Source organism: Candidatus Saganbacteria bacterium (assembly GCA_026387835.1).
In the GTDB taxonomy this organism is placed as follows: domain Bacteria; phylum Margulisbacteria; class WOR-1; order JAKLHX01; family JAKLHX01; genus JAPLKZ01.
The window spans coordinates 5,284-21,268 of the sequence record JAPLKZ010000007.1 but is presented as its reverse complement, the minus strand read 5'-3'; the positions used below and the strand labels follow the sequence as shown (position 1 = coordinate 21,268).

The window sequence follows — 15,985 nt, the reverse complement described above, 5'->3', positions numbered from 1 at the left end:
ATTAATTAAGAGCAGTAAACCCTAAAATCAATATTCGGAAATAGATTATCCTTTGATTCTATATCTGAAAGATAACCTTCATCGATATTATTTGCTTTGATCATCTCGTAAAGCTTTGTGAACCGTTCGATATGGTCTTTTGTCCTTTTAACTGCGTACTCAACAACGGTCCCGGCCTTCATGATGAATGCCCAGTCGCTTGCCTGCGCAAGGATCAATTCTCTTGCCGCTTGTTTTAGTGCCCGTTCCATCTGACCGTAAGCGCCTTTATTTTGATTTGCGATCTCCGTCATCCTCTCCGCGGCTTTGTGCAGGTACCTGTAAATCCAGTCGTTGCTCCCTTCAAGCCAGTATTCCGAATACCCTTTCCACCCCCAGCTGCTCATGGAAGGAGTTGAGACCTGGTTCCTCGGATTCTCCTCAAGATACTGAGCAGGGGTCGTCAGCCTTATGATGTCCTGATCATACGCTATCTTCCTTATCAAAAAGTTGAGCCAATCAGGCCCTTCGAACCACCAGTGGCCGTACAGTTCCGCGTCATAAGGCGATATTATGATCGGTTTTTTCTCCATGTAATCGCAGAGGAACTCTGCCTGTTTCTGCCTGTTGAACAAAAAGTTGCCCGCGTGGTCGGCTGCCTTTTCAAGAGCCCAGTGCCTGTTGTAAGGTTCCTTGTGGTCCGTGGGGCCGGTTATTTTATAATATTTGATCCCGGTGTTTATCCTTAACCCGTCAGAATGAATATACGGTTTTATATAATCGAAGTCCAGGTCAAATCCCACGTCGCGGTAGAAATCACGGTAATTACAGTCTCCCGGGTACCCTTCTTTAGCGCTCCAGACAGCCTTGGATGATTCGACATCACGCCCGAAAGCCGCGACGCCGTTTTTTGTATATATTGGCGCGAATACTCCGTACTTGGGCCTGGGAGAGGCGTGGAGCACTCCGTGTGTGTCCACAAAAAAGTATCTGATGTTCTCTTCGTTCAAAAACTTGTCGTGCCCCGGATTATATCCGCATTCCGGGAACCATATGCCGAGAGGGCTTCTGCCGAAAACTTCCCTGAAATAAGAGGCCGCGATCTTTACCTGCGCTCTTGCCGCTTCCGGGGCTGTTTCCATCAGGGGGAGGAAACCGTGCGTCGCACCGCAGGTGATCACTTCGACGCTGCCCGTTTCGTTGAACCATTTAAACGCCTTCGTCAGGTCCCTCCGGTATTTGTCGCAGAACACGTGTCTGGCATTTTCGAATTTATCCTTGTACATGTGCGCGAGATTGTTGAACTGCGGCTCGAACCTCGTCCGCTCTATTTCTTTATATGAAAGCTCTATCAGCTTGTTGATATGCTCGATGTAGCGTTCCTGCAGAAGAGGATCGCGGAACATGGCAAGAAGAGTGGGAGAAAAAGAAACAGTGATCTTGAACGGGACATTGTCCTTTATCAGGCCCTCAAATACGTTTATAAGCGGGATGTAAGTCTCGGTGATAGCCTCGTAAAACCAGTCCTCTTCCATAAAATCATGGAACTCCGGATGCCTGACATACGGAAGGTGGGCATGAAGGACAAGTGAAAGATAGCCCTTTTCCATCACTTGGTCCGTTTTTCCACTGTCTTGTGTATTGACCTCTTCAGGTTTCCGTCCCTGCTGATGGCCTCTATCGGTATCTCCTGCCTGCCGTCGGGAAGTGCGAACCTCATGGAGAACGTCCCGTCATGCCGCAGTTTTACGGGCAGACCCTGAATGGAGACCTTTGCGTCAGGTTCTGTCGCGCCGTAAACGATCAGCTCGGTATTTGCGACCAGCCAGAAATCTTTTGCCTTCTCCGGCCTTGCCGTGATCGAACCGCTCCATCCCATAAAACCCGAGGACATCTCTTCCCTTAATCTTTTTTTCAGGAGCTCTTTTATCTCGCCTGATGATTTTCCTATGCCGAACCCTCCCGAAAGCGCGTACATCCTTTCCCAGTCTATTGTCAGCCATTCCTCGTCTATGACATCGGACATGCTGTCCCTGGGGGTCGAGACGACATTCGAGCGCGCGGCTACAAAGAACTTTCCGTGCGGGTCGAGGAAGCCGATATCTACACAGTAGCTTCTGTTGGGGTCGCCGGGATTTATGTACCAGTTCCTCGCGTCGTGAGAAACATCTATATCATATGATTTGTTCGCGTTGACCCCTGTAAACTTAATATCTGTGACATCATATACGCGCAGCATCTTTTTTGACCTTGAGAAATTATCATGTCCCATCATGGACTTCAACTCCTCAAGTTTCCAGTCTGCCAGCTCCCAGTAAGCGTGGATCCAGTAAGGATCGCGGACCATCAGCGTTATGCGCGCGTCTCCGTAGCCCGCCGGGAGTTCATATCCTTTATCCTCGAAAAATTTTTGTATGACCGGACCCGCGTAATACTTGCTTTCTTCTACCCTTGATTTTTCCTGCGGGATATTCTGGACTGATTTTTCGGTCTGTTGAACAACCGGGGAGACTTTTTTTTGTGTCTTCCTCTGCCGCGGTTTTTTTATGCCTTCCGCTTTCGGGGCTGCCATTTTTTTCGGCGCGGCTGATTTTGCTCTGGTTCTTTTCGGTTTAGAACTCTCTGCCATTTTGACCGCCTCCTTTTACATGATCTCCCTGAGATATTTTGCCGCTTCTTCCGGCGGCGTCGGATTTATGTACAGCCCTGATCCCCATTCGAATCCCGCGACTTTTGTAAGCCTCGGGATTATCTCTATATGCCAGTGAAAATCATATTGTATCGTACCCCAGTAATCGGGCCTTCCCGGTCTTGTAAGGACATTCGGGGCGGTGTGGACGACATAGTTATACGGCGGGTCATAAAGGCATTTTTTCAGCCGTGTGAGGATATCCTTCAGCATCCTGGCGCACTGCTTTGTCTCTTCCTCGTTCATCTCCGTGAACCCGTAATAATGCTTCCTCGGGAGCAGCCAGACCTCGAAAGGGAACCTCGAGGCGAACGGCGTGAAGACCACAAAATTCTCGTTCTCAGCGACTATCCTCTCCCCGTAAGAAAGCTCCTGTCTTATCAGGTCGCAGAAGATGCAGCGCTCTTTCTCCACAAAATACTGCCGCGAGTTGGTAAGCTCCATTTTTATGTACCTTGGGGTTATCGGAGTGGCGATCAGCTGGGAGTGCGAGTGTGAAAGCGACGCGCCCGCCGCCTCCCCGTAATTCTTGAACACGAGCACATACCTGAACCTTTTATCCCTTTCAAGGTCCCTTATCCTCTCTTTATAAGCCCAAAGGACCTTTTCCACCTGCGGATCATCCATGTCAGGGATGGACTCATTATGCCTGGGTGTTTCAACTATGACTTCGTGCGCGCCGATGCCGCTCATCATGTCAAATATCCCTATGCCGGTCCTGTTGACCTCTCCCTCTATCACGAGCGCCGGGAATTTATTCGGCATCACGCGCACAAGCCAGCCCGGAGTGTCGGCCGCGGTCCCCGGTTTTCTGTAAGCGATTATTTCTTTCGGGGTCTTGGTTTCGTTCCCCTCGCAGAACGGGCAGGTCTTGGCCTCTTCCTTGCCGCTTTTCTCCTCGCCGGCCTTGAAATCCGACGGTCTTCTGCCTCTTTCCGTCGATATCACCACCCATCTGTCCGAAATAGGGTCTTTCCTGAGTTCAGGCATTACCGAGCTCCTTCCTTTATCTTAAATTTGACCGAATATTCCTGAGAGCTGTTAGCGGGCAAGTTCATCTTCAAATGGGACAATAGACAAGACCCCTGATACGTCCTCTCGAATCCTCCTTCGGATTGAGAGACCGTCTCGATAGGAAATCTCCAGAGGTCAGACCGTTTTCCCGCATCTATAATTATACTTATTCCGCTCCATTTGTCAATCAAATTGACTTCGTATATATCAGAAGTCTGTCCATAACTCGCGAGCTTTGGATCGTCCGGTTTTTTGCCGTCTATCAGGTAGTATCTGTCCGGCGCGTTGCCCGCTAAAAGCGAGAAGTTATATTCCACGCCGAACCACAGGTCGACGGGCTTGTCGCTCAGGTTCTTTATCTCCCATTTCACTTCCATATCCGTATTTTCGGAAGTTATAAGGAATGTCTTTGACACCCTGACGGGTATCCTGTCACCGTTCTTTTTGACGTGTCCGTCCCTTGTCAGGATGACCGAGACCTCGTTCCTGCCGTAAGAGACCTCTCCGACATAAGGCTGGTCGACAAAATCTCCGAGCTCCCTGTACCTGCTTTTTGAAAAGTTTTCAAGCGTCGTGTCTTCCGCAAGAAAATGCTCGATAAAACAGGCTCTCCTGTACCAGTCATAGTTCAGGTGGTCCTGAAGGCCGATCTCTTTTACTCTGACCGCGTCATGAATGCTCGCCGCGCCGCCGGCCGTGCCGGTGAGGGTCAGCTGGTGAAGTTCCGGTTTTAAGATCTCTTTATGGTAGACTTCTTCCCTTCTTGAAAAAGTGTTGAGCAGGTTGAAACATTTGGGCCTGTAATCAAGTTCAATGAGGGTGCCGCCCTTGTCGGGGTCAAAATATAAATTCATCAGCTGCGTGCTGACCAGTATCTCGTCTTCCCCGTCCTTGTCAAAATCCTCGATCTCCGCTTCCAGCCATTTTCCGCCCTGGTGGATGATATCGTCCGCCAGGTTCTCCGCTTTTATCAGATGTTCATACACCGCGTGCCTCAGGTAATTTAAGTAGAGACCGCCGAAAACTCCGTGCCAGTAGGCGCAGTTGCATTGCCCCTGCATCAGTTCATCGCGGATCTTTTCCGTATCGATCGATAAATTCTTCGCTGCATTCTCGGTCTTTCTTGACACCAGCAGCATTTTCTTGTGCATGTTGTTGCTTTCCGGGTATTTCACGAAGAAATTCCTCCAGAAACCGCCTTTAAAGAACTGCTGGTACCTGTCGTAATTGCCGGAAGCTTTTATCTCGTTCTCTATCTTGTCGAACTTCTTCCCCGCGTTCAGAAAAAGGGACCATCCCATCATCTCGAAATACGAAGCCGTGGGAATATAGATACGCCCTTTCGCGGGATATTTTTCCCTGTACTCGGAGAACGTCATCGTTTTTATCCAGCCGCTCTCCTGCTCCAGAAGACCGAAGAACAATTCGAGCCAGCGCTCTTCATAGACCCATTTATGCGTCCCGGGCCATACCCCGAATTTCTCGCCGTCATCCGCGATCACCGCGGCAAGGTCGCCGCTTTCCGTCGCGATCTCCCTTAAATGATCGATGGTCTCATGCGGCAGCTTGAACGGCATCAGGTACCGGAGTTTTTTACTTATAGGGAACACGTCCAAAGTGCATCCCTGGTCTTCGGTGACAAAATAACCTTTCAGCTCGTTCTCTTCGAGCCCCGCGCTTATAAAATGGTAATCATCGAGCGCCGTGAACTTTACCCCCGCGTCGCTCAGGCTTTTTACGAGACCGGGCTCCCAGATACGCTCGGCAAGCCAGGCTCCCTTCGGATCATATCCCAGATGTTCTTTCGTGAACGCCGTCTGTTTCCGGATCTGGCTCGTCCTGTCCCGTTCGGGAATGACCGAAAGGATCGGCTCGTAATATCCGCCCGTCAATATCTCTATACGCCCTTTTTTTGCCAGCGCGTTCAATCTTTTCAGGAACTCCGGGTGTTTTTTTCTGAACCAGGAAAGCAGCACGCCCGTGTAGTGGACCGTTATCCTGATGGACGGGAATTTCTCAAGGACATTGATAAACGGCAGATATGACTTTTGATAAGCGTCCTCTATCACGCCCTCGAAATTCCCCACGGGCTGGTGGCAGTGGACCGCGAACAGAAAGTTTATTTTTTTCATTTATTTTCCTCTATACGAACCAGCTCGATGCTAAATAATCCTCGTCAGGCGCCTTGAAGTTTATTATCCCGCCCTTTGGCCAGCTTTCAAGCTCCCTGCAGTCTTTTTTCACTGAAACGTTCAGCTGGACCTCGTCCCCCTGCCTGATCTCCAGAACGGAGAACGGCACGCCGATCTCGATGATCTTTTTCACGGCAAACGTGCTTATTCCGCTCTTCTTTTCGAACTGTCCTGATTGGCCCAGCTTGAAGACCGCGACTCTTTTTTCGCATTTTTCGTCGCATGACAGTTCTATTTTATATTGTTTAGGCTTTGATATGTTCACTTCAAACGACACTGACTTCAGTTCAGGATTTTCTGTGCAATTCAACTCTATCGCCGTGTCGATCCTGATATACAGAGTGTCTGTACTGAAACCATAATATATATTTCTTATTACTGTTTCGATCTGGTGCATCGCGCCCCTGAACTGGTCCACGCTGTACAGCCCGGCAGACAGCCATTCATAATAATTCGACACCTCTCCGTCGATTATCGGCTCGATCAGGTAGACCGGCTCTCTCGTCGGTTTTACGACCTTCATCTGTTTTATCGGCGACTCAAGCTGTTTTGGATGCTCCTGCCCGATCAGACGGTAAATATTGATCAGATGTTTTCTGAAAAGAATATCGAAGTCTTCATCATTATCGCTGCTGTGATCGTTGCCGTACCACCAGTTCCAGTCGGATCCTTCCGCCACTGCCAGCTCATCCCACGCGATATGAGGAGCGTTCTCCGCTTTGCAAAGAGCTTCTCTTGCTTTGTACAGGTGGTCCCAGGCCAGATTGTCCTCGCTGTGGCCTATCCATATATTGAAGTTATGATTGATCCATGACCCGGGGAAAAGATTTTGGAGCCTGCTTGACGGCGGATTTTCTTTTAAGAAGTCCTTCACCCTTACCGTCTGCAATCTATGATCGTTTGAAAGCATGGAATACAAGTTGTCAAAGAAATCCTTGCCGTTGTTCTGGTAGTATTCCCAGGCGTTCTCACCGTCCAGGATGATGCTCACGAGGTAATTCCTGCCGTCATCGGGCAGAACATCCGCTATCTTGTGTAATTTTCCGACGATATCCGCGGCCGCGTCCCTCGGGGCCCATTTGGCATAGACAAATCCGAGGTCGTCGGATATCCTGTGGTCGCGGAATATTATCGTCAGTTGAGAGCCGTCCTTTTCGACGATATAAGGAGTGAAAAGTTCCGCCGCGGATAATTTCTTTTTTAAAGTGCTGCTCAATATTTCCTCGTCGGTCGCGATCCATTTTATCCCCTCGCCCGCGATTATCGGGATTATGTCTTCCGACACCGAGCCTTCGGAAGGCCACATCCCTTCGGGGTCCGCCCCGAAATTCTTTTTATAATACGCGACCGCGTCCTTCACCTGCCTTTTTGCGTCCTCGGGATAAGAAAAATTGTATTTAGGGAGTGTGATCCCCGGGTCCGATACCCTGGCGACCGAGCCGTTGCAGAGCAAAGGCAGTATCGGGTGGCAGAAAGGGGTCACGGTCACTTCTATCTGCCCCGACTCCTGCAGCTGTTTGTATTTCGGGAGGATCAGTCTCATTATCTCGATCTGTTTTTCAAAAAGTATTTTCTTGTCATCCTCGTTATAGTTCTTCCCTTTTTCAAGAAGTCCCTTTATCGCGGGATTGTTCTGCTTGTAGACCGCGCCGAACCAGGCCAGGTTGAACCAGACCTGGAGGTCAAGAAGCTCCTGGCTTGAAAAACGCGCCGCCACCTGGCTTATATCGTGCAGCGTCACGAAGCGGCCCCTTTTAAGCAGAAGGTCATTATATCTCGGGTACGGTTTTATCATCGTGTCCCAGTTGGCCATGAAAAAATTCTTGAGGATGAAGATCTTTTCTTCGTGACTGAGTTCTTCGGGATGCTTCAGGGACATGATCATGAACTTGTCTTTCGCCGTGCCGTTCACATAATCCTCTATCTGCGTGAAGAGAGAAGGGACAATATTGAACACAGATCTTATTTTGGGATATCTATCCAAGTACGCGACCATGTCGTAATAATCTTTTATCGCGTGGAGCCTGACCCAGGGAAGGAAATATTCGTGCGTCACCAGGTCTTTGTAAAAGGGCTGGTGCATATGCCAGACGAACGCAACGCTCAAAGGTTGTCTTGTTGACATCTTTTCTTACGCCATCTCTCTCAGTTCCCCCGCCGCTTTCAGCTGCTCGTATTTTGTCCTGAGTTCCTGCTGGGTCTTTGCGGGCGCCTCTTCGTAGTGGGAGAATTTTGATGAAAAATATCCCCTCCCGCGGCTTATCGACCGCAGGTCTGACGCGTATTTTGAGGCCTCCGCGAACGGCACGGTGGTCTTTACTATCGTGTGCTTTGACGCCGCCTGGTCCATTCCGAGTATCTTTCCTCTTCTTTTATTTATGTCGGAGACAATATCGCCGACGCAGTCGTCAGGCACGTTTATCTCCAGGTTCATTATCGGCTCAAGTATTATCGGTATCGCGTCGTTGAAGGTCTTTTTGAATCCCATGGAACCCGCTATCTTGAAGGCCATGTCCGATGAATCCACCTCGTGATAAGAACCGTCGCACAGCGTTATTTTGACGTCCATCACCTGATAGCCGGCGATCACTCCGGTTATCATCGTTTCCTTTATTCCTTTTTCGATGGACGGGATATAGTTTTTCGGGATGGCTCCCCCCACGATCTTGTCGACAAAAACAAAACCCCTCCCTCTCGGCAGAGGCTCTATATCGAGCCAGCAGTCGCCGTACTGCCCGCGGCCGCCCGATTGTTTCTTGTATTTTCCCTGGCCTTTCGCCTTTCCCCTGATCGTTTCTCTGTAAGGGATCCTCGGTGCGCCTGCTTCGATCTCCACGCCGAACCTCTTTTTGACACGTTCAAGCATCACCTCAAGATGGACATCGCCCATTCCGGAAATTATCGTCTCTTTGGTCTCGATGTTATGCGAAACTTTGAAAGTAGGGTCCTCATGCGTCAGCGAATTCAGGGCCGTGCCCATTTTTTCCTGGTCGGCCTTGGACTTTGGTTTGACCGCGATCGATAATATCGGTTCTGGATACGCGGCCGGCCTGTAGACGATCTGCCTGTTCTGGTCGCAAAGCGTATCGCCCGTGGCGGTGCTTTTTAATTTCGGCAGCGCCACGATGTCCCCGGCCGTCGCGGACTGGGTCTCTTCCCTGTTCTTCCCTCTTAAAAAAAACAGCTGCCCCACCCTCTCGGACGTGTTCTTCGAGGAATTGTATACCGAGCTTGAGTGATTGAGCGCCCCGGACAACACCCGGACAAAAGACAACTCTCCGACATGGGGCTCGATCATCGTGGAAAAGATATATCCCGAAAAAGCTTCGTCCTTTGCCGGTTTTCTTTCGCTGCCGTCAAGTCCCTGCAGCTTTATTTCGTCCGCTCCCGGCAGCCAGTGCTCCGCGGCTTCGGCAAGCAGGTTTATTCCGATGTTCTTCGCGGCGCTCCCGCAAAGAACGGGATAGATCTGCTTGTGGTCCACGCTTTTCTGAAAAGCCTCGGCTATCTGCGCGTCGCTTATCTCCTCGTTGTTCATGAATTTTTCAAGCAGGGCCTCGTCGATCTCCACTACCTCTTCGATGAGCATGTCGCGGTATTTTTCGACCGGGCCGTTCATGTCTTCAGGGATGGGTATCTCCGAGGATTTTCCGTTCTCGAACTTATACGCTTTTTTGTTCAGGACATCGACGACCCCTGAAAACGAAGCTTCTTTTCCTATAGGTATATAGACAGGGACCACGTCTTTGCCGAAAGATTCCCGCAATACATCAAGCGTCGTATAATAGTCCGCCCTTTCCTTATCCATCTTGTTGATGAAAATGATCCTCGGCAGATTTTTTTCGTCCGCGAGCCTCCAGAATTCGTGAGCGCCGACTCCAAGGCCCGTGACGGCGCAGGCGACAAATATCGCGGAGTCGGCGGCGGATATCCCCGATATCGCTTCTCCGACAAAATCCGCAAATCCGGGAACGTCTATGAGATTGACCTTATAATCCTTATATTCAAACGGCGCGAGGCTCAGCCTGACACTGTTCTTTCTTTTTATTTCTTCGGCGTCAAAGTCCGTGACAGTGTTCCCTTCCACCACGCTTCCCATCCTTTGTGTCGCCCCCGAATCAAAAAGCATCGCTTCCGCCGTCGAAGTCTTCCCGCTGCCCGCGTGGCCGAGCATGACGATGTTCTTGATCTTTTCTGCGGTGTATTGCTTCATTTTTTTCTCCTGTGGATGCCTTTTCCGTGTTTCAGCGATATTTTGAGAAATTTTACCACAACAAAACCGACCTTGCAAATAACGCTGCCGTATTGTACAATTATTTCCGCAAACATAACTCGGAAAGGAGGATCGCATGAATCTCAGAAGAGTTTTAGCATTTTCGCTTATTTTGGTGATCGTCTCTGCTCTACCCGCCTTTGCCGCATCCAGTAAAAGTCTTGCCTCCGACAGACCTGTGCTCGCTGATATTATAAAGATCGGTTCAAATGCCGCTGTCCCGGCCGGTATGACGGTCAAATCGGTGGTCGCGGTCGGGGGATCGGTCGCTGTCGCGGGAGAAGTGACAGGCGACGTGGTAGCGGTCGGAGGAAGTGTAATATTAAGGCCGTCCGCAAGGGTCAACGGAAAAGTGGCCGCTGTAGGAGGGGTAGTCAAAAAAGCTCCCGGCGCTAAAGTCGCCGGAGAAATTACGGAGGTAACAATGCCACAATCATTTACATGTGTCTCAGCCCTGGGTACGCAATACGCGCCTTCGGTAGTCTATATGGCCACGGTGTTCGCGGCGCTCCTTTCGTTCCTGGGCGTGCTCGCTCTCGGCATCGCGGCAGGCCTTCTGTTCCCGAGAAGGGTCGGATGGGTCTCGGTCGCCGTGGAAAGACATCCTATTAAATCTTTCCTCTGGGGCCTTCTATGGATAATCCTGATCATACCTATCTGCGCTCTGCTTGTCGTCAGCATCATGGGGATCCCGCTGATCATAGTCGAGATCGTCGCTTACGGCCTGGCCCTCGTGCTCGGCTATATCGCGGCGTCGCAGATCATCGGGAAAAAACTCCTCAGCAGCTTTAAACGCTACAACCAGCCCATGGTCACCGAGATTATCTGGGGCATCGTCCTGCTTGCTCTTATCGGGCTCGTTCCGGTGCTCGGGCAGATCGTCAGCGCGATAGTCGCAATAATAGCTGTCGGAGCCTGCTGGATGACAAGGTACGGCGAGGGTATATAGACTTTCAGGTCCTTAAAATATTAAAGCCCCGCTCGGAGCGGGGCTTTTTTTATTCAAACAAATATTATTATTTTTCTCTGTCGATGACGATATAAGGGGTGCCCAGTCCGCTTTCAAGCCCTTCGTATCTTACAAAATCATGAGGGGCATTTGTTTCATACCAGAAATACATCTTGGGGATGAATGCTCCAAAGATATTTATTGCGCCGAGGTCCGGCACTATTTCTAATTTATAGCATTCTATCTGACCCCCGTCTTTTGACAGGGTTTCTTTGCCTCGATAATAGACTGTCATATTATAAACAGCGGGTTCCGGCGTCAGCAGATAATACTGCATGCTGTCTTTTTGGCCGAACGGGAAATTCATAAGGCAGGCGGACATCATTTCTTTGTCCAGCATCCCGTCCTTAAAATTAAATGTCTTTGTATTACTGTTGACGACACATATGACCCTTTCAGTTTGTGCGTTATAATATTTTTCGATCTTCCTGACCGCTTTCCCGTTCTTGTCCTTCATCAATATCTGGACTTCGGAAGGGATAAGCCTGTTCCCCTGGAGGAACGAATAAGATCTCGTCACCCAGCTCTTGTAGGTCTTGTCCGGACCGTATATCCCGCTTCCCTGCTCCTGCGTGTAGAACATGTTCTTTCCCTTATAATTTACTTTTTGATATTGTATGGTGTTCTGCCAAAGTGCTTTACCCGACGACTTGTCTTTTGCGGAAGTTTTTACTGTTATCCCGTCGGGAACATAGCTGATACTAAAATGATCGGCAAGGGCGCTCGCGGCAAACATTATCATCAGGGTAAAGATCAACAAAACCTTATTTTTCATCATCGATCCTCCTTTATTGCCGGAGAGAGGATTTGAACCTCCAAGCCTTTTGGGCACATGATCCTAAGTCATGCGCGTATGCCAATTCCGCCACTCCGGCAGACAAACACTTATTCATATTATTATAGCGCGTATGCCCGCCCGCATCGCTACGCAAGCGTTAGCGAAGCGTTGCGGGCGGGCCAATTCCGCCACAACGGCATTATATTGTAATCAATTCTACAAAGAAATAACCGGATGGTCAAATATTTGAATATTGGACAGCGTCAGTTCATCATGCCAAGCTGCGAATAAAACATTTTCAGATACTGCTCGGCTGATTCCTGCCAGGTATACCTTGCCCTGTAAGCTCTTTCCATCATCAGATGCCAGAGATCTTTGGCATTGTGATAAACATCTATGGCTCTCAGTGTCGCCAAGGACACGGCGCCGCTTGAATAATCCCTGAAAGTGAAGCCGTTACCCCGGCTTAAATTTTCACCGATATCAAAGACCGTGTCCTTAAGCCCCCCGGTCGATCTGGCGATCACCAGTGTTGCGTAAGCCATTGCCTCGAACTGGACCAATCCGCACGGTTCAAACCTGGACGGGATCCAAAAAAGATCACAGCCGGACGTTATCAGTTCAGTGACTTCATGATTAAAAGTATTACCGCGATCTGTCATCCGGATCCTTTTCGGATGGTCCGCGTGCAGCCGCCAGAACCGCGTTTCGAGCGCACTGTCTCCCGTGCCGCAAACAACGAATTGCGCCTTGCCGAGCAATCCCGGTATTGCATCAAGCATAATATCACACCCTTTTTGCACGGGATCCAGCCTTGTCAGGACGCCGATAAGCGGTGTTTCCGGTTCAATATCCAAACCAAACCGCTCCTGGGCAGCCCTTTTGATCGCTCTTTTTGCCTCAAATATATTTCCGGTCCTGCCGATAATTGGTCTTAGCCGCTTGTCCAAAAGCAATGTATTTCCTTCGTAATCATAGCCGTTCAATATCCCCAAAAACGGCTTTCTTGCGGCAACGTCTTTAAAGACACACTGAAGATCCTGCCTGTTCGGAGTGGACGGATCCGGAAAATCATTCATCACCTCGGCCGCATAATTCTGGCTTACTGTTGTTGCCGCATTCGCCCATCTCAGGCCGGCAATAAGCATTCTCACTTTGTTAAAATATTCCAGTGACCTGCTATTAAAGAGTTCCCTGTTCAGACCGAAAATATCAAGGAATGCCGGCCCCATAGCCTCATTATCCGGGCCCAAAAAACTGGCGTTGTGCACGGTCTGAACTGTTTTGGCGCCGGCATATTTTCCCTTCCTTCCCTTAAAGAACTGGTCAAAGAATACCGGCACCATTCCCGTCTGCCAGTCATGGCAGTGGATGATATCCGGCTTCCACGGGCCGCCTTCTTCGTCACGGAGTTTGTCAGGTATGCTAAGGGCTGCCAGGGAAAAATATGCGAAGCGCTCACCGTTATCATCGAAAGGATGCTTGTGCTTATCTTCATACATGCCGAACCTGTTAAAATATTTCGGATTGTCAACAAGATACTCCGGCATCCCGTCAACATCCGAAGGTTTACGGAAAATGGAAGCCGGCGTATGAATTCCTCTTACCAAAACGTCAACGTCAAAGTCCGGCCTTTCTCTCGGTTTCAGCTTTTCCGCATGTCTTACATATTTTGGTACTGCCAGGCGCACATCATGTCCCATTTTGAACATCGTTACTGCAAGGCTGCCGGCGGCCTGCCCCAAACCTCCGGAGCGCATGAGCCTGCCCTCGGGGGAAATCGCAAGTATTTTTAACGGACGGTCTATGATCATATATTTTTGTTCCCGATACGATTATCGGATGGATATTTTAGAAATTTCAGTGGATTTACAATTTCGAGACGCGAGTCGAGATGCCGCGCTATTGTTTGCCTGTATTACGGGGCAGAGTAAAAATAAATCTGCTGCCTTTCCCGATCTCGCCTGTCCCGAGCATAGTCGAGGGGCTTTCGACCCAAAGTTTTCCGCCGTGAAGCTGCACGATATCTTTTGCTATGGCAAGCCCCAGCCCGGTGCCTTCCTCCCTTTCGACGATTACGCGTTCGAATTTATCGAATATCTTATCAATATTTTCTTTGGAGATCTCCGGTCCTGTATCAGATATCTCAAATCGCACTTCCTTATCGGCCTGCGACAGTTTTACGGATATAACTCCGCCCTGAGGGGTATATTTGATCGCGTTGCTTAAAAGGTTGAGTATCACTTCGGTAATTTTATCTTTGTCCGCCATTACTTGCCCGGCAGTCGGAGGGATGTCTTTTTTAAGATCTATCTTTTTTCTTGAAAATTCACTTTCATCGTTTGTGAGCACTTCTTCCGTCAGCGAGGACATGTCAAACTCTTCTATTTTTAACTCCATTTTCCCGGCTTCTATCTTTGAGATGTCCAGAAGATCGGTCACGAGCCTTACAAGCCGCATTACGTTCTTCTTTGCCGTTTCCAGTATCTCTTTTTGCTTCTCGTTCACATCACCGGTGATGCCCTTGGAAAGCACGTCCAGTGTCTGCCATATCACCGCCAGCGGGCTTTTGACCTCATGAGAGACATTGGCCACAAAATCCGACTTCCGTTTATCGATCGCTTTGAGCTGCTCCTGCGCTTTTTTTATCTCGCTGATATCGTTGCCGACGCAGAGTATCTCTTTCAGACGATGTCCTTCATCATAAACGGGCCTGTTGGTCCATGCTATCCATACGCGCCTGCCGTCACGCAGCATGTTCTCGTTTTCATTGTTGATATAATTCTGCGGGTTTACCATGATATCTTCGATCATTTTTTTCAGGTCGTGTCCTGCGTCATCCGTGACGGGAACTATCGTGCCTATGACGCTCCGCCCCAGCATCTCGCTCTCTGAAAATCCGAAGAACCTCTGCGCGAATTCGTTGAAAAAGGTGACCTTACCTTCAGGGTCCATCCTCAGGATGTTGCTGTTGGCATACTCTACAAGTTCCTGATATTTTCTTTCGCTCTGTCGGACAGCATCCGACATATCTTGAGAGGGTTTTTTATCTTCTGACATTGTTTGTTTGCCGACTGCTTTTTTATTTTTCATGATTTTAATTGATTATACCTAATTCTAACAGTGGCTGCAAGAAAAAGTACGCAAGGGGGAAACTAAAAAAAGTGAAATTCACTGTTTTTTCTTACGATAGATATACAGAGGGGATTTTGGGAGGATTTCCTTGAAAGCGCAGGTTTCGAGCAAAGCCGAAGAACGAGCCTATGTTCTATGTAGAAAATAATTCAGCAAAAGGAGGTGTGAAATGCTTAAGGCAACAGGAACGCGACCAGTAACGCAAAATGTCATTCCGTATGATGTCGCCAATGAAAGGATCGCAAGGGCAATGATGCTCAACACTCAATTCAGAAGAGGTGATCTACCCAATGCAAGACCACTTTTAACATCAACCCAAATAGCCGTGCAGGGAGTTAGGGGGGCTTATGTGGAAAAAGGTGTGTTGATTTGCAGACTGGATGAATTCTTTGTCCGAGGAGATAAAGTAGCCGGACCTTTCAAAGTTGGGCTACCCCGAGTTTATGTAACAGCGGAAGATGCTGAAACCTTTGCCAGATTTATGACCGCCTTTGTAGTATCGAGAGAGAAAGGAAAAGATGCAATTGACGAGGCTCGAAAGATTTTAATGCCGGGATTTGTGCATATATTACAGCATCAAGATGATTTTAACATTCCGCCGATTGCAAGCATATTTCAACCAGATATTTGCGGTCTTGATAGCTTTATAAATATTGAATCTAAGTTTTTGGCAGGCGCTGATAGACCCAATGGCATTCATGATGGCGCGAAAGTGTTTTTGGGTTTTAAACAGGGGTATGCAAGTTTTGGAGGTTGTGATGGCAGGAATGCAATAGAGACCTGGCAGAGCCCGATACATTCGCTTTGGGCAGACTTATATAATTTCCATCATAGGGATTGGTATTTTGGTATTTAACAATATTCATTGATTAATGCGGATTTAGCTCTAAATATTCATTATTTTTTGTTGGTTCGC

The 15,985-nt window shown here is 48.9% G+C and carries 11 protein-coding genes and 1 tRNA gene; 2 read left to right on the top strand and 10 right to left on the bottom strand.

All coding sequences use genetic code 11. The features are described from left to right. Positions 1–5: 5 nt before the first annotated feature. Genes NTZ10_02705 through fusA form a run of 6 tightly spaced genes read right to left on the bottom strand, consistent with a single transcriptional unit; the run spans position 6 to position 10,087 of the window. The gene (locus NTZ10_02705) at positions 6–1,589 is read right to left on the bottom strand and encodes a DUF1957 domain-containing protein (GenBank protein ID MCX5749137.1); all 1,584 of its coding nucleotides are present in this window, start codon (positions 1,587–1,589) and stop codon (positions 6–8) included. Continuing rightward, positions 1,589–2,608 (bottom strand): DUF4912 domain-containing protein, encoded by a 1,020-nt coding sequence (locus tag NTZ10_02700; GenBank protein ID MCX5749136.1) that lies wholly within the window; start codon positions 2,606–2,608, stop codon positions 1,589–1,591. Before NTZ10_02700 ends, NTZ10_02705 begins: the two co-directional genes overlap by 1 nt. A 15-nt stretch (positions 2,609–2,623) precedes the next feature. After that, positions 2,624–3,658: a galactose-1-phosphate uridylyltransferase gene (gene galT, locus NTZ10_02695; GenBank protein ID MCX5749135.1), complete on the bottom strand. Its 1,035-nt coding sequence runs from the start codon at positions 3,656–3,658 to the stop codon at positions 2,624–2,626. Beyond that, a complete protein-coding gene (locus NTZ10_02690; GenBank protein ID MCX5749134.1) occupies positions 3,658–5,814 on the bottom strand; it encodes a DUF1926 domain-containing protein in 2,157 nt (718 codons plus the stop codon). The genes galT and NTZ10_02690 overlap by 1 nt, the downstream gene beginning before the upstream one ends. A 10-nt stretch (positions 5,815–5,824) precedes the next feature. Next, positions 5,825–7,999, bottom strand: a complete 2,175-nt coding sequence (locus NTZ10_02685; GenBank protein ID MCX5749133.1) for a glycoside hydrolase family 57 protein — start codon at positions 7,997–7,999, stop codon at positions 5,825–5,827. Between the two features lie 6 nt (positions 8,000–8,005). Next, a complete protein-coding gene (gene fusA, locus NTZ10_02680; GenBank protein MCX5749132.1) occupies positions 8,006–10,087 on the bottom strand; it encodes an elongation factor G in 2,082 nt (693 codons plus the stop codon). A gap of 136 nt (positions 10,088–10,223) precedes the next feature. On the opposite strand from fusA, the gene NTZ10_02675 reads away from it, so the two are divergent. Further along, positions 10,224–11,096 (top strand): hypothetical protein, encoded by an 873-nt coding sequence (locus NTZ10_02675; GenBank protein ID MCX5749131.1) that lies wholly within the window; start codon positions 10,224–10,226, stop codon positions 11,094–11,096. 67 nt (positions 11,097–11,163) lie between these two features. Here the strand turns inward: NTZ10_02675 and NTZ10_02670 are convergent, their stop codons facing one another. The 4 genes from NTZ10_02670 to NTZ10_02655 all read right to left on the bottom strand — a co-directional run bounded on the left by NTZ10_02670 (position 11,164) and on the right by NTZ10_02655 (position 15,027). Further along, entirely contained in the window at positions 11,164–11,931 is a 768-nt protein-coding gene (locus tag NTZ10_02670) for a hypothetical protein (GenBank protein ID MCX5749130.1), read from the bottom strand. 17 nt (positions 11,932–11,948) lie between these two features. Continuing rightward, a tRNA-Leu gene (locus NTZ10_02665) sits at positions 11,949–12,031 on the bottom strand. Positions 12,032–12,197: 166 nt separating this feature from the next. Beyond that, positions 12,198–13,748: a glycogen/starch synthase gene (locus tag NTZ10_02660; GenBank protein MCX5749129.1), complete on the bottom strand. Its 1,551-nt coding sequence runs from the start codon at positions 13,746–13,748 to the stop codon at positions 12,198–12,200. Positions 13,749–13,836: 88 nt separating this feature from the next. Beyond that, positions 13,837–15,027, bottom strand: coding sequence for a PAS domain-containing sensor histidine kinase (locus NTZ10_02655; protein ID MCX5749128.1), 1,191 nt, complete (start codon positions 15,025–15,027; stop codon positions 13,837–13,839). A gap of 211 nt (positions 15,028–15,238) precedes the next feature. On the opposite strand from NTZ10_02655, the gene NTZ10_02650 reads away from it, so the two are divergent. After that, entirely contained in the window at positions 15,239–15,925 is a 687-nt protein-coding gene (locus tag NTZ10_02650) for a hypothetical protein (protein ID MCX5749127.1), read from the top strand. Positions 15,926–15,985: the final 60 nt, after the last annotated feature.